General features: G+C 64.2%; 21 protein-coding genes. 18 read left to right on the top strand and 3 right to left on the bottom strand.

Annotated elements, in window-relative coordinates; translation table 11 throughout:
- Window positions 1-96: 96 nt before the first annotated feature.
- The gene (locus tag IVB28_RS23715) at window positions 97-1,317 is read left to right on the top strand and encodes an FAD-dependent oxidoreductase (protein ID WP_247529421.1); all 1,221 of its coding nucleotides are present in this window, start codon (window positions 97-99) and stop codon (window positions 1,315-1,317) included.
- On the opposite strand, the gene rbsK is transcribed toward IVB28_RS23715, so the two are convergent.
- Entirely contained in the window at window positions 1,318-2,235 is a 918-nt protein-coding gene (rbsK, locus tag IVB28_RS23710; protein WP_247529420.1) for a ribokinase, read from the bottom strand.
- Between the two features lie 18 nt (window positions 2,236-2,253).
- Window positions 2,254-3,147, bottom strand: a complete 894-nt coding sequence (locus IVB28_RS23705) for a sugar kinase (RefSeq protein ID WP_247529419.1) — start codon at window positions 3,145-3,147, stop codon at window positions 2,254-2,256.
- Window positions 3,148-3,359: 212 nt separating this feature from the next.
- On the opposite strand from IVB28_RS23705, the gene IVB28_RS23700 reads away from it, so the two are divergent.
- The 9 genes from IVB28_RS23700 to IVB28_RS23660 all read left to right on the top strand — a co-directional run bounded on the left by IVB28_RS23700 (window position 3,360) and on the right by IVB28_RS23660 (window position 13,250).
- Window positions 3,360-4,208 (top strand): VOC family protein, encoded by an 849-nt coding sequence (locus tag IVB28_RS23700; RefSeq protein ID WP_247529418.1) that lies wholly within the window; start codon window positions 3,360-3,362, stop codon window positions 4,206-4,208.
- Between the two features lie 143 nt (window positions 4,209-4,351).
- On the top strand, window positions 4,352-5,059 hold the full coding sequence (locus IVB28_RS23695; protein ID WP_247529417.1) for a TetR/AcrR family transcriptional regulator: 708 nt from the start codon (window positions 4,352-4,354) through the stop codon (window positions 5,057-5,059).
- A gap of 400 nt (window positions 5,060-5,459) precedes the next feature.
- The gene (locus IVB28_RS23690; protein ID WP_247529416.1) at window positions 5,460-6,269 is read left to right on the top strand and encodes an ABC transporter permease; all 810 of its coding nucleotides are present in this window, start codon (window positions 5,460-5,462) and stop codon (window positions 6,267-6,269) included.
- Window positions 6,270-6,335: 66 nt separating this feature from the next.
- Window positions 6,336-7,328: an ABC transporter substrate-binding protein gene (locus tag IVB28_RS23685; RefSeq protein ID WP_247529415.1), complete on the top strand. Its 993-nt coding sequence runs from the start codon at window positions 6,336-6,338 to the stop codon at window positions 7,326-7,328.
- 122 nt (window positions 7,329-7,450) lie between these two features.
- Entirely contained in the window at window positions 7,451-8,299 is an 849-nt protein-coding gene (locus IVB28_RS23680; protein ID WP_247529414.1) for an ABC transporter ATP-binding protein, read from the top strand.
- Between the two features lie 216 nt (window positions 8,300-8,515).
- Window positions 8,516-9,913: a hypothetical protein gene (locus IVB28_RS23675; RefSeq protein ID WP_247529412.1), complete on the top strand. Its 1,398-nt coding sequence runs from the start codon at window positions 8,516-8,518 to the stop codon at window positions 9,911-9,913.
- Window positions 9,910-11,061, top strand: a complete 1,152-nt coding sequence (locus tag IVB28_RS23670; RefSeq protein WP_247529410.1) for a Gfo/Idh/MocA family oxidoreductase — start codon at window positions 9,910-9,912, stop codon at window positions 11,059-11,061. Before IVB28_RS23675 ends, IVB28_RS23670 begins: the two co-directional genes overlap by 4 nt.
- A gap of 135 nt (window positions 11,062-11,196) precedes the next feature.
- Complete coding sequence (locus tag IVB28_RS23665) at window positions 11,197-12,387, top strand: dihydrodipicolinate synthase family protein (protein WP_247529409.1); 1,191 nt, start codon at window positions 11,197-11,199, stop codon at window positions 12,385-12,387.
- Entirely contained in the window at window positions 12,387-13,250 is an 864-nt protein-coding gene (locus IVB28_RS23660) for a sugar phosphate isomerase/epimerase family protein (RefSeq protein ID WP_247529407.1), read from the top strand. Before IVB28_RS23665 ends, IVB28_RS23660 begins: the two co-directional genes overlap by 1 nt.
- A gap of 132 nt (window positions 13,251-13,382) precedes the next feature.
- On the opposite strand, the gene IVB28_RS23655 is transcribed toward IVB28_RS23660, so the two are convergent.
- On the bottom strand, window positions 13,383-14,603 hold the full coding sequence (locus IVB28_RS23655; protein ID WP_247529406.1) for a cytochrome P450: 1,221 nt from the start codon (window positions 14,601-14,603) through the stop codon (window positions 13,383-13,385).
- 105 nt (window positions 14,604-14,708) lie between these two features.
- Between IVB28_RS23655 and IVB28_RS23650 the strand changes: the two genes are divergently transcribed.
- From IVB28_RS23650 to IVB28_RS23615, 8 genes are all read left to right on the top strand, one after another.
- On the top strand, window positions 14,709-15,251 hold the full coding sequence (locus IVB28_RS23650) for a phosphonopyruvate decarboxylase (protein WP_247529405.1): 543 nt from the start codon (window positions 14,709-14,711) through the stop codon (window positions 15,249-15,251).
- Window positions 15,248-15,838 carry a thiamine pyrophosphate-dependent enzyme gene (locus tag IVB28_RS23645; RefSeq protein WP_247529403.1) on the top strand — a complete coding sequence of 197 codons (591 nt, stop codon included), beginning with the start codon at window positions 15,248-15,250 and terminating at the stop codon, window positions 15,836-15,838. The genes IVB28_RS23650 and IVB28_RS23645 overlap by 4 nt, the downstream gene beginning before the upstream one ends.
- A gap of 104 nt (window positions 15,839-15,942) precedes the next feature.
- Window positions 15,943-16,629, top strand: coding sequence for a TetR/AcrR family transcriptional regulator (locus IVB28_RS23640; RefSeq protein WP_247530144.1), 687 nt, complete (start codon window positions 15,943-15,945; stop codon window positions 16,627-16,629).
- A 1-nt stretch (window position 16,630) separates the two neighbouring features.
- Window positions 16,631-17,824: an efflux RND transporter periplasmic adaptor subunit gene (locus IVB28_RS23635; protein WP_247529401.1), complete on the top strand. Its 1,194-nt coding sequence runs from the start codon at window positions 16,631-16,633 to the stop codon at window positions 17,822-17,824.
- Between the two features lie 71 nt (window positions 17,825-17,895).
- The gene (locus IVB28_RS23630; protein ID WP_247529399.1) at window positions 17,896-20,991 is read left to right on the top strand and encodes a MexW/MexI family multidrug efflux RND transporter permease subunit; all 3,096 of its coding nucleotides are present in this window, start codon (window positions 17,896-17,898) and stop codon (window positions 20,989-20,991) included.
- A gap of 159 nt (window positions 20,992-21,150) precedes the next feature.
- Entirely contained in the window at window positions 21,151-23,727 is a 2,577-nt protein-coding gene (locus IVB28_RS23625; protein ID WP_247529397.1) for an ATP-binding protein, read from the top strand.
- Complete coding sequence (locus tag IVB28_RS23620; RefSeq protein ID WP_247529395.1) at window positions 23,724-24,113, top strand: response regulator; 390 nt, start codon at window positions 23,724-23,726, stop codon at window positions 24,111-24,113. Before IVB28_RS23625 ends, IVB28_RS23620 begins: the two co-directional genes overlap by 4 nt.
- Window positions 24,110-25,360 (top strand): adenylate/guanylate cyclase domain-containing protein, encoded by a 1,251-nt coding sequence (locus IVB28_RS23615; protein WP_247529394.1) that lies wholly within the window; start codon window positions 24,110-24,112, stop codon window positions 25,358-25,360. Before IVB28_RS23620 ends, IVB28_RS23615 begins: the two co-directional genes overlap by 4 nt.
- Window positions 25,361-25,363: the final 3 nt, after the last annotated feature.

The following is a 25,363-nucleotide window of genomic DNA, read 5'->3' as shown; positions in this document are numbered from 1 at the left end:
CACGAGCGCCGGCTCCTCGCGAGGCCAGCAAATCAAAATCAGCAAAAGAGGAGACGACATGGGTCACGCTCGTGTCTCCGGAAGTGGGCTGCTGCAATGACCGACGGTCCGGTGATCATCGTCGGTGCCGGCCATGGCGGCTATCAGGCCGCGGCATCCCTGCGCCAGGCGGGCTTTTCGCAGCGCATCCGACTGATCAATGACGAGGCGCATCTGCCCTATCAGCGGCCGCCGCTGTCGAAGGCTTATATCAAGGGCTCCGCCGGTCCTGAGAGCCTGATGTTCCGCCCGGAGAAGTTTTATCACGACCAGAACGTCGACCTGATCGCCGGCCGCGCGGTGTCGATCGACCGCGCGGGGCACAAACTGCATCTCGCATCCGGCGAGGCGCTTGCCTACGGTCACCTCGTGCTGGCGACGGGCGCGCGCAACCGGCTGCTCGATCTGCCGAACGCCAGTCTGCCCGACGTGAAGTATTTGCGCATTCTCGACGAGAGCGAGGCGCTGCGCGCGATCATGCCGTCGAAGACACGGGTCGTGGTCATCGGCGCCGGCTTCATCGGCCTGGAATTCGCCGCAACCGCCCGGATCAAGGGTCTCGAGGTCGACGTGCTCGAGCTTGCCCCGCGGGTGATGGCGCGGGCTGTGACGCCGGAGGTCTCGGAATATTTTCAACAACGCCATCGCGAGGCCGGCATCCGTATCCATCTCGGCGTGCAGGCCACCTCGATCGAAGCCGAGAGCGGCAAGGTCACCGGTGTCTCCTTGAGCGACGGACGGCATCTGCCCGCCGATCTCATCGTCGTCGGCGTCGGTGTGCTGCCGAACATCGAGCTGGCGGCCGAGGCCGGATTGCCGGTCGCGGCCGGCATCATCGTCGACGAATATCTCTCGACGGCCGATCCTGATATCTCCGCGATCGGAGATTGTGCGCTGTTCGAAAGCCCGCGCTTCGGCGGATCGCTGCGGCTGGAATCGGTGCAGAACGCCACCGACCACGCCCGCTGCCTCGCGGCGCGGCTGACGGGCGACAAGAAGCCTTACGACAGCCATCCCTGGTTCTGGAGCGACCAGGGCGATGACAAGCTGCAGATCGCAGGGCTGACCACTGGCTACGACCGCGTCGTGCTGCGCGGCGATCCCGCCAGGAAGGCGTTTTCCGCGTTCTGCTACAAGGGCGAGACGCTGCTCGGCATCGAGTCCATCAACCGCGCCGGCGATCACATGTTCGGCCGCCGGTTGCAGGGCATGGACCGTTCGATCACGCCGGAGCAGGCTGCGGACGAAAGTTTTGATCTGAAGAGCGCGCTGGCCTGATCACCCGGAGCCCAGACCAGCTGCCACTTCCGCCGCCGTCGGCATCGACGGCCCGGCGCCCATCCGCTGCACGCTGATCGCGGCGGCGGCGTTGGCGAAGGTGAGGGCGGCGCGCAACGCGACGCCTTCGGCGAGCTGCGCCGCGAGTGCGCCGACAAAACAATCGCCGGCGCCGGTGGTATCGACCGCCTTCACGGCACGCCCGGGCACCGCAAACTCTTCGCGCCCCGCAAGCGCAAGCACGCCACGCTTGCCGAGCGTGACGCAGATGGTCTGATCCTGCCGCGCCTGAAGCTGCCGCGCCACGTCGAACATCCGTGCGGCCTCGTCGCTGTCGGACAGCTCCACACCGGCGAGGAAGCCGAGCTCGGTCTCGTTCAGCACGAGGATGTCGACCAGGGAGAGCAACTCGCCGGACATTTTTTGCGCCGGCGCCGGGTTGAGCACCGTCACGACGCCAGCCTCGCGCGCGCGCCGGAAGAAGGCGGTGATGGTCGGCAGCGGGATCTCGAACTGGCTGACGGCGACGTCGCCTTTCAACATCGGTACAACGCTGACATCATCAGGGCCGACCAGCGCATTGGCGCCGGGAATGACGATGATGGTGTTGTCAGCCGCCGCCACGGTGATGATCGCGGTGCCCGTGTGGGCCTCATTCGTCTCCTGGAGGTAGCCGAGATCGATGCCCTGATCGCCAAGGAAAGCCTTCAGCTCACCTCCAAACGAATCCTTGCCGAGCCGTCCGATCAGCGTGGTCCTCGCACCAAGCCGTGACGCTGCAACCGCCTGGTTCGCGCCCTTGCCGCCCGGAAAATACAGCACCTGCCGGCCGGCCACGGTCTCGCCGACGCGTGGATGGCGATCGGCGGTCGCCACCACATCCATGTTGATGCTGCCGGCGACAAAGACGCGCCCCATGACAAACCTCAGCGAGCGCTAAACCCTGACCTCGAAATCGTGCCTGACCTTGGCGATATCGACCAGCGTCGGCAGGCCGGCCTCGTTGCCGAGGCGCTGGATCTTGTAGGTCGAGGCCGCCCTGGCAAAATCAAAATGCTCGCGCCAGCTTTTGCCGGGATGGGCGAGGTAGGAATAGACATAGGCGCCGTGGAAGACGTCGCCGGCACCGTTGGTGTCGATCACGCGCTCGCGCGGAATCGGCATCGCCGGCATCACCTGCACCGTCCCTGTTTCGTCGTACCAGAGCAGGCCCTTCTCGCCCATGGTGATGCCGCCGATCTTGCAGCCGCGGCTCTTGAGATAGTCGAGCATCTTCTCCGGCGTCAGGTCCATCTGCTCGCACAGCCGCTCGGCGACGATCGCGACGTCGATGAACTCCAGCAGCTCATGCGTGTTGGTGCGCAGGCCGCCGCCGTCGAGCGAGGTCAGAATACCGGCCTCGCGGCAGACCCTGGCGTAGTGGATCGCGGCATCCGGCTGATGGCCGTCGACATGCAGCGCGCGGCAGCCGCCGAGATTGAGCATCGGGAAGGGATGGATGTGCTCGTCGTCGCGGCAGCGGACGATGGCGCGCTTGCCGTCCTTGGGCATGATGAAGGAGAGCGAGGACTGGTTGACCTTCCGCCCGTGCAGGGAGATCGCGTATTTCGCACACATGTCCTGGAACATGCGCCCCAGCCAGTCATTGGCCGCCGTGGCGATGAGGTCCGGCACGATGCCGAGCTTGGCGCAGCAGAACGCTGCCGTCACCGCGTTGCCGCCGAAGGAGACAGCATAGTCGGACGCAACGTGCTTTTCGTCGCCGGTCGGCATGTGGTCGGTGATGAAGACGACGTCGATATAGGTCTGTCCGATGAAGAGAGCCTGCATTGCTTGTCCGTGATGCGCTTGTGGTCCCGGCCGGCGGGATTACTCTAGCACCGGTTCCGCTCCGGAGGGACGCTGAAATTATTCGCAAAACTGCCGCCCGGAGCGCTTGAGGTCAGCAGGGTGCCGGAATACGACCATGTCAGGCCAATGCCAAGCCCGGACAAACGCCGTCTTTCGGTCCGTGGGTTCCAGGTCGACCAAAAGGGTGCAGGATGATCACCGGGCTCGATCACATCGTCGTTCTGGTGAGCGATATCGGTGCGGCCAGGGCGGCCTACCAGACGCTGCTCGCCCGCGCGCCGGCCTGGCAGAATTCGGGCGAGGGCGCCGACCGGGTGCTGTTCACCCTTGGCAACATGACGATCGAATTGATGGCGCCGAGCGGCTTCAGCGTGACTGCGGACCGCATGCGCGCGCTGCTCCACGACCAGGAAGGTGTGCTCGCCAGCCTGTGCTTTCGTGTCGCAGACATCGGCAGGATGCAGCGCCGGCTGGAACGGGTGGCCTTGAGACCGGACCCGGTCGCCGAGGTCGAGAGCAGCGACGCTGAATCAGGCAACGTCCTGCACTGGAAGCGCACCCGTGCCGCCACGGAGCTCACCCGCGGCGTGCGCATGTTCTTCCTCGAATTGGCCGACGAGCGCCCGCTGTCTCCGGCGACCGACATCGCGCCAATCGATGCGCTCGACCATGTCGTGATCACCACCGAGGATTCCGAACGCGCCGCCGCGCTCTACGGCGCGCGGCTCGGCCTCGACCTGGCGCTCGACCGCTCGCACCAGGATTGGGGCCAGCTGATGTTCTTCCGCTGCGGCGACCTCATCGTCGAAGTGGTGCGCCGGCCCGTCGCCGGCGGTGACCTCACGCACGACCGTCTGTGGGGCCTGAGCTGGCGGGTCGCCGACATCGACGCCACCCGCGCCCGCCTGGTCGCTGCAGGTCTCGACGTCAGCGAGGTCCGCAACGGCCGCAAGCCGGGCACGCGGATCATGACGGTGCGGAACGGGACCTGCGGGATACAGACGGTGCTGCTGGAGCGTTCGCCCAAGCCGGTGGATTGATGGACACCCGTCATTGCGAGCGGAGCGAAGCAATTCAGGATCCTTCCGCGGTGACAGTCTGGATTGCTTCGTCGCTTCGCTCCTCGCAATGACGGCGCGCGCGTGTTACACGGCATCCTGAGACCACTCAGTGAGCACCCAGGTTGGCGAAGGCAAAGCGAACTCCGAAATGGCAGCGTGACCCCGAGGGGATGCGGCTGCGCATTCTCGAAGCCGCCAAGCAGGAGTTTTCCGCCCATGGCCTTGCCGGCGCGCGTGTCGACCGTATCGCGGCCAAGGCCGGCGCCAACAAGCGCATGCTGTACTACCACGTCGGCAACAAGGACGAGCTCTATCTGGCGGTGCTCGAAGGCGCCTATGACAAGATCCGCAGCGAAGAGCGGGGGCTCGATCTCGAACATCTCGATCCGCCGGAGGCCATCAGGCGCCTGATCGAGTTCACCTGGAATTACTTCCTGCGCAATCCCGAATTCCTGTCGCTGCTTCAGACCGAGAACCTCGCGCGCGCAAAGCACCTGAAGAAGTCGACCAAGGTCAAGTCGATGCACTCGCCCTTCGTCGAGATGATCCGCACCGTGGTGCGGCGCGGCGTCGATGGCGGCGACTTCCAGGTCGCAGTCGATCCGGTGCAGCTCTACATCTCGATCGCAGGGCTGTGCTTTTTCTATCTCTCGAACTCGGCGACGCTCAGCGTGATCTTCGGCCGCGATCTCTTGGACAAGAAGGCCAAGGACGAGCGGCTGGCCCATATGGTGGGCCTCGTGCTGGCGGCGCTGACAGGACAGTCCGTAGCGCTGTTCGAGATTGCGAAAGCGCCAAAGTCGCGGAGCGTGGTGGCGCAGACGGTGTAGTCGCTGTCTCCCCAACCTCCGCGTCATCGCCAGACTTGATCGGCCCAGTATCCAGAGACACTGGTGGCATGCGCAAAAGCCGCAGCGTAGGATTCCCCGTTGACACCGTGGGCGGGGCGATCTCGTGCCCCGGACGCAGCGCAGCACGTAAGTGATGCGCTGCAGAGCCGGGCCCATGCTTCAGTGGAGCACGCGGCCTCGGGGTCCCCGTTCTGCGCAGCAGCGCAAGCTCCGCAAGCGCGCCCGGGCACGGAAGTGCCAGTGCGGAGCCCGGAACCGCCAGTGCGGATCCTCACCCATGCCCGGAACCGCCGCAAAACGTCACAGGGAAAGCTCTGGACAGTATTTATCCAACGGGTTAATTTCTTCGGACGACCAAGAAGAATGCCGGGAGTGAAAATTGGCCGAGCTGAAGCAGCAAGGTGCAGTGTCCAAGGTGCTGAATGCCGCCTGGGTCCGGCCGTTCTTGTTTCTCGTCTTCATCGTGGTTGCCTGGGATATTTCGATCCGGCTATTCAAAATCCCCGCCTATCAGATCCCGGCGCCACTCGATGTCGTCGCGGTGCTGCGCACGGAATGGCCGGAACTGCTGCGCCAGTCCTGGCCGACGACCTATGCCACCGTCTGCGGTTTCGCGCTGTCCGCACTGTTCGGCATTCCCATCGCGATGTTGATCGCGGGCTCGAAGACGGTGGAGAGCTACGTTTATCCGCTGCTGGTGTTTTCGCAGTCCGTGCCGAAGATCGCGATCGCGCCGCTGTTCGTGGTGTGGTTCGGCTTCGGCATCATTCCCAAGGTCATCTCGGCGTTCCTGCTCGGCTTCTTCCCCGTCGTGGTCTCCGCCGTGCAGGGGTTCAAGTCGGTCGACCCCGACATGGTCGATCTCGCCCGCGCCATGCAGGGCAGCCGTTTTCAGGTGTTTTGTGCGGTGAACCTGCCGCACGCGCTGCCCGCGATTTTCTCGGGGCTCAAAGTGTCGGTGACGCTCGCGGTGGTCGGCGCCGTCGTCGGCGAGTTCGTGGGCTCAAATTCCGGCATCGGCTACGTCATGCAGCGCTCGATCGGCACCTTCGATCTACCGACGATGTTCGCGGCCCTCGTCATCCTCGCGCTGCTCGGCGTGGTCCTGTTCTGGGTCGTCGACCGGATCGAGAAGCTGGTCATTCCCTGGCATGTCAGCCAGCGCGAAGACGTGATTTTCGCCTCTTAGGTATTCTGAAGTGAAGCAACGAACGGCCACCAACGGCCGACGCAACAACGGCAAGGGAGAGTGACGATGAAGCGGTGGATTGGGGCTGCATCAGTGGTGCTGATGACTTTCGCAGCCATGCCGGCGCAGGCGGCCGACAAGGTCGTGCTGATGCTGAACTGGTACGTCTACGGCGAGCACGCGCCGTTCTATTACGGCAAGGCCAAGGGCATCTACGCCGCCGAGGGCATCGAACTCGAGATCCAGGAAGGTCGCGGCTCGGCTGCGACCACGCAGGCCGTCGCGGCCAAGACCGCCGATTTCGGCTATGTGGACGTCCCCACCATGATGCGAGCCGCGATCAAGGGCGCGCCCGTGGTTGCGACCGGCGTGCTGCTGCAGACCAGCCCAATGTCCGCGATGGGCTTCGTCGACAAGAACATCAAGAAGCCCGAGGACATCAAGGGCAAGACGGTGGCGATCACCCCGGCCGACTCCATGACCCAGATCTGGCCGCTGTTCCTGAAGAAGACCGGCTTGAAGGAAAGCGACTTCAAGACGGTTGCCGGCGACGGCCAGACCAAGCTCAACGCTGTCATCAACGGCCAGGCCGACCTCCTGCTCGGCTACGTCATGGACCAGTCGATGAAGATCAAGGACGCCACCGGAAAGGACGTTTATCCGATCAAGTTCGCCGACTACGGCATCAACATGGTCTCCTCGGGCATCATCGCCAACACCGACTATGTGAAGGCCAATGCCGATCTCGTCCGCCGCTTCATGTCGGCGACGACCAAGGCCGTTGAAGCCGCTGAGAAGGAGCCGAAAGCCGCGGCGCAATCGATCCTCGATTCCAACCCCAAGGGCGGCAAGATCGACACGCTGACGCAGGGCTTCGAGCTGACCATTCCGCTCTATCGGACGGCGGAGACCAAGAGCAAGCGGCCGTTCCAGGTCACTGACCAGGACATGACCGAGACTGTGAACCTGCTGGTCGAATATGGCGGCCTCGATGCCAAGGCCAAGGAGAACCCGAAGGCTTTCTACACCAACGATTATCTGCCGAAGAGTGGCTCGTGAAACCAGCACACACCGTCATTCCGGGGCGATGCGAAGCATCGAACCCGGAATCTCGGGATTCCGGGCTGGTCCTTCGGACCATCCCGGAATGACGGTTCCTGTTGTTGAGTGGACTTGATGAGATGACCGCAGCAACGAAGGTGGCGGGTGACGCGCAGCCGGCCGCACATCTGAGATTGGTGAGCGACCGGGCTGCCGGCGACGCGTCGGGCATCAAGCTATCAGGCGTGTCCAAAACCTACCGGACGCGCGATGGCGATGTGCCCTCGCTGCGTCCGCTCGACTTCCACATCAACGACGGCGAGTTCTTCGTCGTGGTCGGCCCCAGCGGCTGCGGCAAGTCCACGCTGCTCAAGCTGATCTCGGGCCTGCTGCCGCCCACGACGGGCGAGATCCTGGTCGAGGGCGAGAAGGTGACGGCGCCGCACGGCAATGTCGGCATCGTGTTCCAGAATGCGCTGCTGCTGCCCTGGCGCAACATCCTCGGCAACGTCATGCTGCCGATCGACATGAAGCGGCTGCCGCGGCAAAAATATCTCGATCGCGCCAAGGCGCTCTTGAGGTTGGTCGGGCTCGAAGGTTTCGAGAAGAAGCTGCCCTGGCAGCTCTCCGGCGGCATGCAGCAGCGTGCCTCGATCTGCCGGGCGCTCGTGCACGATCCCAAGATCATGCTGATGGACGAGCCGTTCGGCGCGCTCGATGCGCTGACGCGCGAGCGCATGAATGTCGAGCTGATGCGGATCCAGCGTGAGACGAAGAAGACCGTGCTGCTGATCACGCATTCGATTCCGGAGGCCGTGTTTCTCGCCGACCGCGTGCTGGTCATGACCGAGCGCCCCGGCGCGATCGCCGCGATCTACGACGTGCCGCTGCCGCGCCCGCGCTCGCTCGACGTGATGGCTGACCCTGTTTTCACCGAGCTCGTGCAGCGCATTCGCAAGCACTTTTTCTCGCAAGGGGCGTTGGATTAAGTTAGCGATGGTGTTCTCCAGGCCGACCACATCCAAGGTGCGCTCCCTCCCCCGCGTGCGGGGGAGGGCTGGGGAGAGGGTATCTCCGCATCGGGATTGTCCCATAGCGGAAAGAACCCTCACCCGGCCCTGCGCGCCGACCTCTCCCGCAAGCGGGCGAGGTGCACTGCCCGCGCGGCAAGACCGGTTTCCAACAAGCTCACATGCGGAAGCACCATGGCGCCGCGCCTGAAGCTGCGAGACATCTCCTTCTTCGAACGTCCCGTGCAGTTCGCGCGGCCGTTCCGCTTTGGCGCGGTGACCATCAACGCGACGCCGCAGCTGTTCGTGCGGGTCGAGATCGAGGTCGAGGGTAGGGGATCGGCGGTCGGCGCCAGCGCCGAACTGCTGGTGCCCAAATGGTTCGACAAGCGGCCTGAGCTGTCGCCGGCGCAGACCGTCGACGACTTGCGCCGCTCGCTGGAAATCGCGCGCGGGCTTTATTTGGCACGGACGGGATTTCTGACGGCGTTTGACCTCCATGCCTCGTGCATTGGCGCCCAGGTCGCGACCTGTGCAAAAAAGAACATTCCGGCGCTTGCGGCGGCCTATGGTCCGGCGGAGATCGATAAGGCGATCCTTGATGCGCTGCTGCGCGGCGTCGAGACCAGCTTCTTCGACGGGATGGCCGCCAACCTTGCCGGCATCGACGCGCGGCTGTCCCCTGACCTGAGCGAGAGGGATATCAGCACGTTTCTCTCCGGCCGCAAGCCCCTACCTCGTGTTGCCATCAGGCATACCGTCGGCCTCGATGATACCGTCGAAGGCGAGGGCGGCGTTGCCGATGCCCACGAAAGCGCCGGCGCAAATTACTTCAAGCTGAAGCTGTCGGGCGAGCCCGTGGCCGATGCGTCGCGACTGGTGCGGATCGGCAAGGAGCTGGATACGCTTGGGCGCGGCACCAAGGTGACGCTCGACGCCAACGAGCAGTACGCCGATCTTGCCGTGCTGGGCGCGCTGATGGACCGGCTCGATCATGATCCCGCATTGCGGCCGATCGCCTCGCGCTTGCTCTATGTCGAGCAACCGATGCCGCGCGACATCACGCGGCAATCCCCGCTCGGCTCGCTGGCCTCGCATGGCTTCATCATCGATGAGGCCGACGATTCCTACGATGCTTTCCCGGCGGCGCGGGCGCTGGGCTATTGCGGCATTTCCTCCAAGTCCTGCAAGGGGCTGTACAAGTCCATCGTCAACGCGACGCGCGCGACGAAGTGGAGCGCGAGCGGCGAAAGGTTCTTCGTGACCGGCGAGGACCTCACCTGTCAGGCGGGCCTTGCCGTGCAGCAGGATCTCGCGCTCGGTGCTTTCCTCGGCGTCACCCATGCCGAGCGCAACGGCCACCACTATGTCGACGGTTTTGGCGACACGCCAGTCGCAGAAGCGCAGGCCTTCGCGGCCGCGCATCCCGATCTCTACACTGACACCGGGCAGGGCATCCGGCTCTCCATCCACGATGGCGATCTCCTGACGGGATCGCTTCACGCAACGGGCTTCGCCACCTCGGTCCATCCGGACTGGTCGGCGCTCCGTCCGCTCGAACAGCCAAGATCACTTCAGGAGCATTTGGCATGACCACCCAACGCCTCGGCCTCATCATGAACGGCGTCACCGGCCGCATGGGGCTCAACCAGCATCTGATCCGCTCGATCGTCGCGATCCGCGACCAGGGCGGCGTGCGCCTGAAGAACGGCGACCGCGTGATGCCGGACCCGATCCTGGTCGGCCGCAGCGCCGAGAAGGTCGAGGCCCTTGCCAAGCGCTACAACATCACGCGCTGGACCACCGATCTCGACGCGGCCCTCGCCGACAAGAACGACACCATGTTCTTCGACGCCGCCACCACGCAGGCGCGCCCCGGGCTGCTGACTCAGGCCATCAATGCTGGCAAGCACGTCTATTGCGAGAAGCCGATCGCGACCAATTTCGAGGCGGCGCTCGAGGTCGTCAAGCTCGCCAATTCCAAGGGCATCAAGCATGGCACGGTGCAGGACAAGCTGTTCCTGCCGGGCCTGAAGAAGATCGCCTTCCTGCGCGACTCCGGCTTCTTCGGCCGCATCCTCTCGGTACGCGGCGAGTTCGGCTATTGGGTGTTTGAAGGTGGCTGGCAGGAGGCGCAGCGGCCGTCCTGGAATTACCGCGACGAGGACGGCGGCGGCATCATCCTGGACATGGTCTGCCACTGGCGCTACGTGCTCGACAATCTCTTCGGAGAGGTGGAGAGCGTGAGCTGCATCGGCAACACCGACATTCCCGAGCGGTTCGACGAGCAGGGCAAGAAGTACAAGGCGACCGCCGACGACTCCGCCTATGCCACGTTCCAGCTCAAGGGCGGCGCCATCGCCCACATCAACATGTCCTGGGTGACACGCGTCTATCGCGACGACCTCGTCACCTTCCAGGTCGACGGCACGCACGGTTCAGCGGTTGCGGGCCTCACAGACTGCATGATCCAGGCGCGGCAGGCTACCCCGAGGCCGGTCTGGAATCCCGACGAGAAGCGGCTGCATGACTTTTACGGCGACTGGCAGAAGCTGCCTGACAACGTCACCTACGATAACGGCTTCAAGGAGCAGTGGGAGATGTTCATCCGCCACGTCTGCGAGGACGCGCCCTACAAGTTCACGCTGCTTGAAGGCGTCAAGGGCGTGCAGCTCGCCGAATGCGCGCTGAAGAGCTGGAAGGAGCGACGCTGGATTGACGTCGCCCCGATCAAGGTCTGAGGTTGATTGGATAAGCCCCGATTTTTACCAAGCCGTCATTGTGCTCGAAGCGAAGCAATCCAGAGTCGTTCCGAAGAGGCAGTCTGGATTGCTTCGTCGCTTCGCTCTCGCGATGACGGGGAGAGGTTCGAAATCATGAACAAGCCCGTCCTGCCGATGTCGTCCCTGTCGCTCAAGCTGCCGAAGGCCGACCGTTCGATCGAGACTTACCGGCTCGCGGCCTCGCGAACGTTCCCCGCAAAGCTGGAGGGGACGCTGAACCGCATCGCCTTCTCGGCCGTGCACACCGTCGCCGATCCTTTCGCCGACAACGACCCCTGGCTGTCGGTCGCCGTCGACTGGGACAAGACCATCGCCTTCCGCGAGCACGTCTGGGATCTCGGTCTCGGCGTTGCCGAGGCCATGGATACCGCGCAGCGCGGCATGGGCTTGGACTGGCCGACCTCGCTTGAGCTGATCACGCGCTCGGTCGGCGCCGCGAAGCGGCGCAACGCGCTGGTGTTCTCCGGCGCCGGCACCGATCATCTCGCGGTCGAGGACGCCGTGAGCCTCGACGACGTGATCCGCGCCTATGAGGAGCAGGTGTCGGCGGTCGAAAAGGTTGGCGGCCGCATCATCTTGATGGCGTCGCGCGCGCTGGCGAAACTCGGCCGCAATGCCGACGATTACGCGAAGGTCTATGACCGGGTGCTGTCGCAAGTTCGCGAGCCCGTGATCATCCATTGGCTCGGCGACATGTTCGATCCGGCGCTGTCAGGCTATTGGGGCACCAAGGATCTGGACAAGGCGATGGGCATCGCGGTCGCCATCATCAACGGCAACGCCGGCAAGATTGACGGCGTCAAGGTATCGCTGCTGGACAAGCGGCGCGAGATCGACATGCGCCGCCGCCTGGACAAGCGCATCAAGATGTATACCGGCGACGATTTCAATTATGCGGAGTTGATTGCCGGCGATAGCGAAGGCTTCTCGCACGCGCTGCTCGGTATCTTCGATGCGATCGCGCCGGCGGCGTCCTACGCGCTGTCGCGGCTCGCGGCCGGCGACGAAGCGGGCTTCCACGACGTGCTCGGACCGACCGTGCCGCTGTCGCGCCACATCTTCAAGGCGCCGACGCGCTTCTACAAGACGGGCGTCGTGTTCATGGCCTATCTGAACGGGCATCAGGATCATTTCACCATGGTCGGCGGGCAGGAGAGCACGCGCTCCACGTTGCATCTGGCCGAGCTGTTCCGTCTGGCCGACAAGGCCGGCCTGCTCGCCAACTCTGAACTCGCGACGCAGCGGATGAAGACCGTGCTCGCCACCCACGGTATCGAATCCTGATGCGCGATTTCTCGTCCGACCACCGCTGGCTGTCGCTGAACACGGCGACCGTCCGCAAGCAGGGTGACCTCGTCGAGATCATCGATGCCTGTGCGAGGCACGGCATCCGCGCCATCGATCCCTGGCGCGACCAGGTCGCCGCGGTCGGTCTCGAGCGCGCCGCGCGCGCGGTGCGCGATGCCGGCCTCGATCTGTCAGGCTATTGCCGCGGCGGCATGTTCACCTCGGACGCCTCTCGCCGGGGCGAAGTGCGCGACGATAACAGGCGCTGCGTCGACGAAGCCAAGGCGCTCGGTGCGCCTTGCATCGTGCTGGTCGTCGGAGGCCTGCCGCAATATTCGCGGCCGGGCAGCGAGGCCTCGAAAGACATTGTGGCGGCCCGTGGACAGGTGGAGGAGGCACTCGCCGACATGCTCGACTACGCCAAACAGGCGAAGCTGCCGCTGGCGATCGAACCGTTGCACCCGGCCTATGCGGCCGACCGCGCTTGTGTGAACACGACAAAACAGGCGCTCGACATCTGCGACCGGCTCGATCCTGGCCGCAGCGGCATGCTCGGCGTCGCGCTCGACGTCTATCACATCTGGTGGGACCCGGAGTTGACGGAGCAGATCGCGCGCGCCGGCAAGGACCGCCTGCTCGCCTTCCACGTCTGCGACTGGCTGGTGCCCACGAAGGACATCCTCAACGACCGCGGCATGATGGGTGACGGCGTCATCGACATCAAATCGGTGCGCCGGGCCGTCGAAGCGCAGGGCTTTGCCGGCTATTCCGAGATCGAGATCTTCTCCAGCGACTGGTGGGGCAAGCCGATGGACGAGGTGCTCAGCACCTGCATCACACGGCACAAGACGGTGGTTTAGGTATTTAGGCACCGCGCGCCTACACTGCTGATTTGCTCGACATATCAGCTGGTTGGTCGATGCCGCAGGCATCCTTCTCCGACGACGCTCTACTGTGCATGGGGTTGTTTTCGCAGTTTGGTTTTGGAGGCCTCACCCAATCGAGCAGGGCACGCTCAAAAAGCCCCGAAACCGCACCCGCCCGCCACGCACCGGCTTACCGCTCACGGCATAGTTCGGGAAGCGCGCCAGGAAGCGCGAGATCGCGATCGCGCCTTCCAGCCGCGCCAGCGCCATGCCGGCGCATTGATGCGCCCCGGTGGCAAAGGCGAGGTGCCGGTTCGGCGTGCGCGCGATGTCGAAGCTTTCAGGTTCCGGAAACTGTGCGGGATCGCGGTTGGCGGCGCCTATGCACAGCGTCACCGACGTGCCGGCATCGAGCATCACGCCGCCGAGTTCGACCCTCTCCGTGGTCATGCGGTTGCCGAGCTGGTTGGAGCTCTCGTAGCGCAGCATCTCCTCGATCGCGGTCTTGATCAGGCCGGGGTTGCCGATCAGGCGCTGCTTCTGCTCCGGATGATGGTCGAGCGCGACGAGGCCGTTGCCGATCAGATTGGTGGTGGTCTCGTGGCCGGCATTGAGCAGGAAGATGCAATTGTGCAGCAGCTCCTTCTCGGTCAACCGCTCGCCATTCTCCTCGCCCTGGATCAGGCGTGTTAGCACGTCGCGCTCGGGATTGCCGGGCTTTTGGCGCCGCCGCGCGACCAGCGTTTCGAGATAGGCGAGGAAGTCCTCCACCGCCTTGTTACCGCGCGCAGCCGCTTCGGGCGACACCACGGGTTCGAGCGCGCCGAGGATCGCGAGCGACCAGTCGCGCAGCGGCCCGCGTTCCTCGTGAGGGACGTCAAGCAGATTGCCGATCACCTCGATGGGAATGGACGCGGCGAAATCCTCGATCAGCTCGCAAGCCCCCTTGGCGGCGATGGCGTCGAGCAGGCCGTCGACCAACTTGATGAGATCGCCCTCCATCCCCGCGATCGCCCGCGGCGACAGCGCGCCCATGATCAGGCGCCGCACCCGGGTGTGGGAGGGCGGATCGTTGAAGACGAGGCTGGTGGTGTGGTGCTCGTAGAGCGGCGTGTCGCCGTATTTCGGCGCGAACTCGCGCTTCTTGTCCGAGCTGAACGATTTCGTGTTCTTGTAGGTCGTGACGAGATCGTCATAGCGGGTCAGGAACACGGTGCCGCTGGGCAGCCGCTTGACCGGCTCGTTCTCCCGCAGTGCACGATAGGTCGGGTAGGGGTTGTCGTAGAACTCCGGCGTCGGCTTCTCGAGGTCGAAGCTTTTCGCCAGCTCCTTCGCGTCTGCGTTCATCCCGTTATACTCGCCGGTTAAAGCCGATATGCCGTTTTTGTTGTTCTGGTCGAGACGTGCATGCGTCTACAGTCTTCGGACACTGCTAGCCGACCGGACAGGAAAATGCACGCGCGCGCTGACGCTCCCGACACGGCCCCGACTTGGCCCGACGATATCTTTGCGGCCTTGCAGCGCTTCGACGTCCGGCAGGTGCCTTATGTGCCCGATGCCGGCCATTCGAAGCTGATCCAGCACGTGCTGGAGTCCCCCACCATGCGCGGCATTCCTCTGACGACCGAGGAGGAGGGCGTGGCGCTCCTCGCCGGCGCCTGGACCGGCGGGCAGCGCGGCGTGCTGCTGATGCAGTCGAGCGGCGTCGGCAATTGCATCAACATGCTGTCGCTGATCCCCATCCTACGCTTTCCATTCCTCACCCTCGTGACCATGCGCGGCGAGTGGGGCGAGTTCAATCCGTGGCAGGTGCCGATGGGATCGACCACGCAGGGCGTGTTCGAGCTCTCCGGCGTCAAGGTACTGCGCGCCTCGAACGCGGCCGAGGTGCCGGCCGTGCTGGAGGCCGCCGCGTCGCAGGCCTACAACGCGCTCACCCCTACCGCCGTCCTTCTGTCGCAGCGCCTGATCGGCGCCAAGGTATTCACCAAATGAGCAAGGCCAATCTCCTCGATCGGCGGCAGGTGGTGTCCACGCTGCTCGCGAACCGCAAGGACGCCGTTGCGATCGGCGGCCTTGGCGCCTCGACCAACGACATGTGCGCGGCGGGCGACCACGCTCGCAACTTTTACCTTTGGGGCGGCATGGGCGGCGCGGCGATGATCGGGCTCGGCCTGGCGCTGGCGCAGCCGCAGCTGCCGGTCTTGGTCATCACCGGCGACGGCGAAATGCTGATGGGCATGGGCAGCCTTGCCACGATCGGCCTGCAGAAGCCGCCCAACCTCTCGATCGCAGTGCTCGACAATGAGGCCTATGGCGAGACAGGCGGCCAGACCAGCCACACCTCGGCCGCCGCCGATCTCGTCGGCATCGCCAGGGCCTGCGGCATCGAGGACAGCCGGGCCGTCACGACCATGGCCGAAGTTGAAGCCTTTGCCGATACCGTCCACGACGTCTCGGCCGGGCCGCGCTTTGCGAATGTGAAGATCGACAGCGCCGGCCTGGAGCGCATTTTGCCGAGCCGGGATGGGACTTACATCCTCAACCGGCTTCGTAGGGATCTCGGCTTCCAGCCGATCTAGAACCCACAGATACCTTTTTTCGGTCGTCTCACAGGTTGCATCGCACCATTTGGCTTGACTTCTGCGTGGGTGAGTGCTTACTCACTCGCATGAGTTCACTGCGTATGACGAGCGACCTGAGGCGTCAATTGATCCTCGGCGCCGCAAAGCGTTGCTTTGCCCGGCATGGCTATACCGGCACCACGACGAAGAGCGTGGCGGCCGCCGCTGCCATTTCCGAGGCGTTGCTGTTCAAGCATTTCCCGTCCAAGGCGGCGCTCTACGCCGAGATCCTCAGCGACGAATGCGAGGCGGACCCGGCCCTGATGGAGCTGCTCGAACGGGAGCCGTCGACCGCCACGCTGGTCGAAGTGATTCGTGGCATGGTCGGGCATTTCCTCAATGTCGCCGATGGTCCCGACCAGGAAGAGGCGCAGCGCCTGCGGCTGATGGCCACCAGCCATTTGGATGATGGCGAATTCGCCCGTTTGCTATATGCCAAGATCGAGACGCTGATCGGAGCGGCCTTCGTCGCCTCGCTCGAACGTGCCGTTGCCGCCGGCGACGCGCGGCCATTCAGCGGCGAGCCGCTCAACCTGTTCTGGTTTGCGCATCACACGGTGATGACCGCTGCGCTGACCAGGCTGCCGGCGACGCCTTGCCTCGTCTACGGCAAGGCAAGCGAGCTCGAGCGGCAGCTGTGTGAGTTTCTCCTGAGAGGTATCGGACTTAACGACGCCGCAATTGCTGCGCATCTGGGCCACAATCAGGCCGCGGATGCTGGCAGGACGGCGATTGCAGAAAGTGCATGATATGAACATCGTAACCGAACACAAGATTTCGGGCGAACCGATCGACAACAAGGCTCCCAAGCGTCCGGCCCGTCCGGTGCTCTGGTTCGTCATCGTCGGCACGCTGCTCGCCGTGCTCGTCGGCGGCCTCGTCTGGTTCAACTATTTTCGCGGCCAGATGATCAAGCAGTTCTTCGCCAACAACAAGCCGCCGCCGACCGCAGTCAGCGCGGCGGAGGCGAAGTCCGAAGTGGTGCCGAACCTGCTCACCGCAGTCGGCGGCCTCGTCGCCGTGCACCAGGTCGACGTCAGCGCCGACGTCAATGGCCGCGTCACCGAGATCAAGTTCGAGCCGGGCACGCGTGTCGAAGCCGGCACGCCGCTGGTGCAGCTGTTCGATGCGCCGGAGCAGGGCGACCTTGCCAACTACAAGGCCCAGGCGACCGTGGCGCAGCTGTCGCTCGATCGCGCCAAGCAGCTCGCCGCTCGCCAGTTCGGTCCGCAGGCGACCGTCGACACCGCGCAGGCCGCCTACGACCAGGCGCAGGCCGGCATCGCCAAGACCGAGGCGCTGATCTCGCAGAAACTGGTGCGTGCACCTTTCGCCGGCGATCTCGGTGTCCGCAAGGTCGAGGTCGGCCAATATCTGACGGCAGGTACGGCGATCGTGTCGCTGACAGATCTTTCCGAACTGTGGGCCAACTTCACCGTGACCGAAAAGGATTCTGGCAGTCTCAAGGTCGGGCAGACTGTGCGGCTCAAGGTCGACGCCTATCCTGGCCGCACCTTCGAGGGCAAGATCACTACGATCGAGCCGCAGATCGCGAGCGACACCCGGAATATCCGCGTGCAGGCAACGGTCTCCAATCCGGAGAAGATCCTGAAGCCCGGCATGTTCGTGACCACCACGGTGGTGCTGCCGAACAAGCCGGCCGTGATCACCGTTCCAGAGACTTCGGTCGACTACACGCTGTACGGCGACTCGGTCTTCGTGATCACCGAGAAGAAGGAAGAGGACGGCAAGACCAGTCTCTCCGCGGTGCGCACCTTCGTGCAGACCGGCAGCCGGGTCGAAGGTCGCGTCGAAATCATCAAGGGTCTGAAGGCGGGCGACAAGGTCGTCGCCGTCGGCCAGCTCAAGCTGCAATCGGGCGCGCCGGTGTCGATTTCGACCGATCCGGTTCCGCAGATTCCGGCCCAGCCGCCGCGCTACTGATCCCATGACATTCAAGTGACCCGGCCTGGCCGGATCACTTCTCTTGAGACAAAGAAATCGAGATCGCCGCGATGGCCCTTACCGATATTTTCATCAAGCGCCCGGTTCTGTCGGTCGTCGTCAGCCTGCTGATTCTGCTGATCGGCCTGCGCGCGGCGACGACGCTGCCGATCCGGCAATATCCCAAACTGTCGAACACGGTCATCAACATCACGACCGTCTATCCAGGCGCGTCCGCGGACCTGATCCAGGGCTTCATCACGACGCCCATCGAGCAGGCGGTAGCGTCCGCCGAGGGCGTCGACTACATCACCTCGTCCTCGGTGCTCGGGACCTCGACGATCCAGGTCTACATCAAGCTGAACTTCGATCCGAACCAGGCGCTCACCGAGGTGCTGGCGAAGACGAACTCGGTCAAATATTTGATCCCGAAGGAATCCAACGACCCGATCGTCACCAAGACCACGGGCCAGACCACGGCCGTGATGTATCTCGGCTTCTCGTCCGAGGAACTCTCGGGCTCGGCGATCTCGGATTATCTGACGCGTGTGGTGCAGCCGGTGCTGTCGACTGTCGATGGCGTGGCTTCCGCCGATATTTTGGGCGGTCAGACCTTCGCGATGCGGCTCTGGCTCGATCCTGAGAAGATGGCCGGCCGCAACGTGTCGCCCGGCGACGTCGCCGCGGCGATCACCGCCAATAACTTCCAGTCCGCGGCGGGCCAGACCAAGGGCTATCTGACCGTCTCGAACGTCTCGACGAACACGGGCCTGACCGACGTCAATCAGTTCAAGAAGATGATCGTCAAGGCCAAGGATGGCGGCTTCGTGCGGATGGAGGACATCGCCACGGTCGAGCTTGCCGCGCAAAGCACGGATGCGAGCGTCGCCTTCAACGGCGAGCACGCCATCTTCATCGGTGTACAGGCGACCCCGCAGGGCAACCCGCTGACGTTGGTCAAGGGCGTGCGCGCGCTGTTCCCTGAGCTCGAACGCAATCTGCCGCCGTCGATGAAGATGAAGGTTGCCTACGATTCGACCAAGTTCATCCAGTCCTCGATCGACGAGGTCCAGAAGACGCTGGGCGAAGCGGTGATCATCGTGATCGTGGTGATCTTCCTGTTCCTGGCGTCGTTCCGTTCGGTCATCATTCCCGTCGTCACCATCCCGCTCTCGATGATCGGCGTCTGCACGCTGATGCTGGCACTGGGATTCAGTTTCAACCTTTTGACGTTGCTCGCGATGGTGCTGGCGATCGGCCTCGTGGTCGACGACGCCATCGTCGTCGTGGAGAACATCCATCGCCATCTGGAGGAGGGCAAGTCGCCGGTCCAGGCGTCGCTGCAAGGCGCGCGTGAAATCGTCGGCCCCGTCATCTCGATGACCATCACGCTTGCCGCCGTGTACGCGCCGATCGGCTTCCTCGGCGGCCTCACCGGGTCGCTGTTCCGCGAATTCGCCTTCACGCTGGCGGGCTCAGTGATCGTGTCGGGCGTGATCGCGCTGACATTGTCGCCGATGATGTGCTCGGTGCTGCTGAAGAACACTGAAGAGGGCCGCTTTGCCAAGCTCGTCAACCGGGTGTTCGGTGCCCTGACGCGCTGGTATGGCCGCAGGCTCGACCGCTCGCTCGACTACAAGGCCATCACGGGCCTGTTCGCGATAACCATCCTCGGGCTCGTCGGCTTCCTCTACATGCACACCTCGAAGGAGCTGGCGCCTGAGGAAGATCAGGGCATCGTGTTCGCGGTGACCAAAGCGCCGAAATACGCCAACATCGACTACGTCGATTTCTACGGCGAGAAACTCGACGCGAAATTCCAGCAGTTCCCCGAGACCGATCTGCGCTTCGTGCTGAACGGCATCAACGGCCCGCAGGGCGGCATCGCCGGCATGCTGCTCAAGCCCTGGGACGAACGCAAACGCTCGTCGATCGCCCTGAAGCCGCTGGTACAGGCCGAGCTCTCCAAGATCGAGGGCGTCCAGGCGTTCGCGTTCAACCTGCCGCCGCTGCCGGGTGGGCCGGGCGGCCTTCCGGTGCAGATGGTGATCAACTCCACCGCCGGGTTCCAGACGGTCTACGAGCAGATGGAGAAGCTGAAGGACGCTGCGCGCAAGAGCGGGATGTTCATCGTCTCCGACAGCGATCTTGCCTACAACCAGCCGAGCGTGAGGGTGACGATCGACCGCAACAAGGCGCAGGACCTCGGCGTCAACATGCAGAATCTCGGCGCTACGCTCGCGGTGCTACTCGGCGGCAACTACGTCAACCGCTTTAATCTCGAAGGCCGCTCCTACCAGGTGATCCCTCAGGTGCCGCGCGGCAAGCGGCTCTCGCCTGAATCGCTCGGCGGCTACTACGTGACGACCAACACCGGCCAGCAGCTTCCGCTGTCGACGGTGGTGTCGATCCAGACCAAGACCGATCCGAACTCGCTGACGCACTACAATCAGCTCAATTCGGCGACGTTCTCGGCCGTGCCGATGCCCGGCGTGACCGTCGGCGCGGCGGTCGACTTCCTCGAAGGCGAGGCCAAGAAGCTGCCCCAGGGCTTCAGCCACGACTATCTGGCGGACTCCCGGCAGTACGTGCAGGAAGGCAACCAGCTCGCGATCACCTTCGGCTTCGCGCTGATCATCATCTTCCTGGTGCTGGCGGCGCAGTTCGAGAGCTTGCGTGACCCGCTCGTGATCATGATCTCGGTGCCGATGGCGATCGTCGGCGCGCTGATCCCGCTGTTCTTCGGCGTCGCGACCATGAACATCTACACCCAGGTCGGTCTGCTCACGCTGGTGGGCCTGATCACCAAGCACGGCATCCTGATGGTGGAGTTCGCCAACGAGCTCCAGGTCAACGAGCGGCTCGACCGCCGCTCGGCCATCGAAATGTCGGCTCGCATCCGCCTGCGGCCGATCCTGATGACGACGGCCGCCATGGTGACCGGCCTGATCCCGCTTCTGACTGCGACCGGCGCGGGCGCGGCCAGCCGCTTCTCGATCGGTCTGGTCGTCGTCGCCGGCATGTCGATCGGCACCCTGTTCACGCTGTTCGTGCTGCCGGCGGTGTACGTCGTGCTGGCGACCGACCACCGCGCGGCGGCGGATTCCGAGCGGAACAAGCAGGTTGCCGAGCTCGACCTCGACGCCAAGGCCCTGCGGCCGACCTGAACGCCGCACGCAGGCGAAACAGAGGGCGGCAGCGGCCAGACCGTTGCCGCCCCTTTTCGTTCTGCCACCGCACCGGCAATTCGACGCCGCGGCCATCGGGCGGGGGCCTTGCCGCGCTTGCGAGAGACAAGGCCCGGTCTTCTTGCTAGGTTCCGCGGGATGAGCCTTTCCCTCCATCCCGACACCCCGCAAGCCAGAACGCTGCCGAGTGCGGCCCCGGTTGGCTCTGGCGCGTTGGCGGGACGAGGGATCAGGACCCGGCTGTTCACCAAATATGTTGCGCTATTCGTGGCCGTCGTCGCCATCGCGCTGCTGGCCAACGGCCTCTTCGAGGTCTTCTTCTATTATCGCGAGCACAAGGCTTCGCTGATCCGGGTCCAGCATGAGCAGGCCGAGGCGGCTGCGGCCAAGATCGGTCAATTCGTCAAGGAGATCGAGAGCCAACTCGGCTGGACCACGCAACTGCCGTGGTCGGCAGGCTCGATCGAGCAGCGCCGGTTCGACGCGCTGCGGCTGCTGCGCCAGGTGCCTGGGATCACGGAGCTCGCCCAGGTCGATTCGACCGGCAAGGAGCGGTTGCGGGTGTCGCGGCTGGCGATGGATGCGATCGAGAGCGGCATCGACCTGTCCAGCGATCCGAAGTTCACCGAGGCCGTCGCGCACAAGGTCTATTATGGGCCGGTCTATTTCCGCCGGGAGTCCGAGCCCTACATGACGCTGGCGCTGGCCGGCGCACGCAAGGACGCAGGGGTCAGTATCGCCGAGGTCAATCTCAAGCTGATCTGGGACGTCGTCTCCCAGATCAAGGTCGGCGAGCATGGACATGCCTATGTGGTGGGGCCGGAGGGGCGCCTGATCGCGCATCCCGACATCAGTCTGGTCTTGCGCAACACCGACATGTCGGGCCTCGCACAGGTGCGCGCCGCGCAAGCTGGCGGCGGCACGATGCCGGATGCGTTGCAGGAAGCGCGCAACATCCAGGACCAGAAGGTCTTGACGGCATCGGCTCCAATCGAGCCGCTGCACTGGACCATGTTCGTCGAGTTGCCAGTCGAGGAGGCCTATGCATCGCTCTACGCCTCGCTGCAGCGGCTCGCGATCGTGCTGCTCGCGGCGTCGATCTTCGCGGTGCTTGCGGGGATATTCCTTGCGCGCCGCATGGTTGGGCCGATTCAGGCGCTGCGCAGCGGCGCCGAACGGATCGGCGGTGGCGACTTCTCCCAGCGCATCTCGATCCGCACCGGCGATGAGCTCGAGGGGCTTGCCGACCAGTTCAACGATATGGGCGCGCGCTTGCAGGAATCCTATGCGGACCTGGAAAAGAAAGTCGAACAGCGGACGGCTGAATTGAGCGAATCCTTGCAGCAGCAGACGGCGACCGCCGATGTGCTGAAAGTCATCAGCCGTTCGGCGTTCGACCTCCAAACCGTGCTGAACACGCTCGTTGGCTCGGCAGCCCGGTTGTGCGATGCGGATGAGGGGACGATCTTTCGACCGAGCGATGGCGTTTTCTTTTTGGCGGCAAGCTGCGGGCTCGACACGGAGCAGGAAAACAAGCTGCGGACATTCGCCTCTATGCCGGAACGGGGAAGCGTGGTCGGCCGTACGCTGCTCGACGCCAAGACGGTTCATGTCCCGGATGTGCAGTCCGACCCGGAGTTTGCGTCCTCATCCGCTCGAAGGCGCCCCAACGTACGTACGATGCTGGGCGTGCCCCTGTTGCGAGAGGGGGCGCCGATCGGGGTGTTCGTCCTGACGCGACACGAGGTGCGGCCGTTCAGCGCAAAGCAAATCGAACTCGCCACCACCTTTGCAGACCAGGCCCTTATCGCGATCGAGAATGTCCGGTTGTTCGAGGAGGTCAAGGAACGCACCAGGGAGCTGTCGCAGTCGCTCGACGAGCTGCGCGCCGCCCAGGACCGTCTTGTCCAGACGGAAAAACTCGCCTCGCTCGGCCAGCTCACTGCCGGCATCGCCCACGAGATCAAGAACCCGCTCAACTTCGTGAACAATTTCTCCTCGGTCTCGACCGAGCTGATCGACGAGCTCAACGAGACCCTGCAATCGGCCGCGCTCGACGACAAAACGAGGCAGGAGGTCGACGAGCTGACCGGCATGCTCAGAAGCAACCTCGAGAAGGTCGTGCAGCATGGCAAGCGCGCGGATTCCATCGTCAGGAACATGCTGCTGCATTCGCGCGAGGGCTCAGGCGAGCATCGCGCCGTCGACATCAATGCGGTCGTGGAGGAGAGCCTCAATCTGGCCTATCACGGCGCGCGCGCCGAACGGCCGTCCTTCAACGTCACGCTCCGGCGCGAGTTAGATCCCGCGGCCGGCATGGTCGACATCTATCCGCAGGAGATCACGCGCGTCTTCCTCAACCTGATCTCCAACGGATTCTATGCCACGGCAAAGCGCAAGGAGAGCGCGGGTGAGGCCTTCGAGCCCACTTTGAGCGCGGCAACTAAAGATCTCGGCGGCAAGGTCGAAATCCGGATCCGCGACAATGGCACAGGGATTCCACCCGAGGTGAAGGAGAAGATATTCAATCCCTTCTTCACCACCAAGCCCGTCGGCGAGGGCACCGGCCTAGGCTTGTCCATGAGCCATGACATCGTCGTGAAGCAGCACGGCGGCACCATCGACGTGAACACCACGCAAGGTGTATTTACGGAGTTCATCATCACCCTGCCGCGCACGGTCGCGGCGGGCGCCACCCCCGGAGGCAAGTCTTGAACGTTTACATCCTGGTCGTCGACGACGAGCCCGACGTCGAGGCGCTGTTCCGGCAGCAGTTCCGGCGCGAGTTGCGCGCCGGCCGCTTCCAGATGGAGTTCGCCTCCTCCGCGCCCGATGCGCTCAAGCGCGCCGCCGAGGTTCGCGATCCCTCGTTGATCCTGATCCTGTCCGACATCAACATGCCCGGCATGAGCGGGCTCGACATGCTGCCAAAGGTGCGTGCCGCGCATCCGGACGTTCCCGTCATCATGATCACTGCCTATGGCGATGCCGAGACTCGGCGAAAGGCGATCGAGCGCGGCGCCGTCGCGCTCCTCACCAAGCCGATCGACTTTGCGCTGCTGCGGCAGGAGATCGATACGAGGCTCGAGCAAGCCGCATGACTGCGACCATCCTCTTCGTCGACGACGAGCCGGATCTCGAGGCGCTGATCCTGCAAAAGTTCCGCAGGCAGATTCGCGACGGACAGATCGACATCATGTTCGCCCGCGACGGCCTCGATGCTCTGGCCTCGCTCGAGCAGAATCCGCATGTCGACATGGTGGTCTCCGATATCAACATGCCCAGGATGGACGGCCTGTCGCTGCTCGCGAAACTCCAGGAGGCCGAGGACAAGAAGTCGACCATCATCGTCTCCGCCTATGGCGACATGAGCAACATCCGAACCGCCATGAATCGCGGCGCGTTCGACTTCCTGACCAAGCCAATCGACTTCGCCGATCTGGAAGCCACGATCGAGAAGACCGTCCGCCATGTGGAGATGCTGCGCGACGTGCGGCGGCGTCAGATGGAAGCCGAGCGCGCCCATGCCGCGTTATCGCGTCATTTCTCGCCCGAGCTTGCCAAGCGTCTGGCCGCAAGCGGCGACGGCGAGGGGATCGAAGTGCAGTGGCGCGATGTCGCCACCATCTTCACCGATATTACCGGCTTCACCTCCTTGGTGGAAAGCGCGCCGCCCGAGACGTTGGGCAAGCTGCTCAACGAGTATGTCGGCGGCATGACCGAGATCGTCTTTGAGCACGAGGGTACGGTCGCAAAGATCATCGGCGATGCCATCCAGGTGCTCTTCAATGCGCCCGGCGACCAGCCGGATTACGCCACGCGCGCGGTCGCCTGCGCCCACGAGCTCGATGCGTGGGCGCAGGGCTTTCGTGCGCGCCAGAGCGTCATGGGCGTCACCTTCGGTGCCACCCGCATCGGCATTCACGCCGGCCCGGCGCTGGTCGGCAATTTCGGCGGCAACCGCTTCTTCGACTACACCGCTTATGGCGACTCCATCAACATCGCGGCGCGGCTGGAGGCCGCCAACAAGCATCTGGGCACCCGCATTTGCGTCAGCGGCAGCGTCGCCGAGGCGGCTGAGCATTTCCAAGGCCGTCCCGTCGGGGAGCTGATGCTACGCGGACGCAGCGAGCCGTTGCGCGCGTTCGAGCCGCTGCCACAAGCCAAATTCGAAGCGCCGGAAACGGCGCTGTATTCGGAGGCTTTCGTCAAGATGGAGGCCGGCGATGCCGCGGCCATGCCGGCCTTCGCCGCGCTGGTCGGCATGCATGCCGAGGATTCTCTGGCCGGCTTTCACCTGAAGCGCCTGCTTAACGGCGCCAAGGGCATTCGCATGCAATTGGAATAGGGG

Origin of the sequence: Bradyrhizobium sp. 199 (assembly GCF_023073355.1) — a bacterium.
In the GTDB taxonomy this organism is placed as follows: domain Bacteria; phylum Pseudomonadota; class Alphaproteobacteria; order Rhizobiales; family Xanthobacteraceae; genus Bradyrhizobium.
This window is presented reverse-complemented; position numbering and strand designations above follow the sequence as displayed.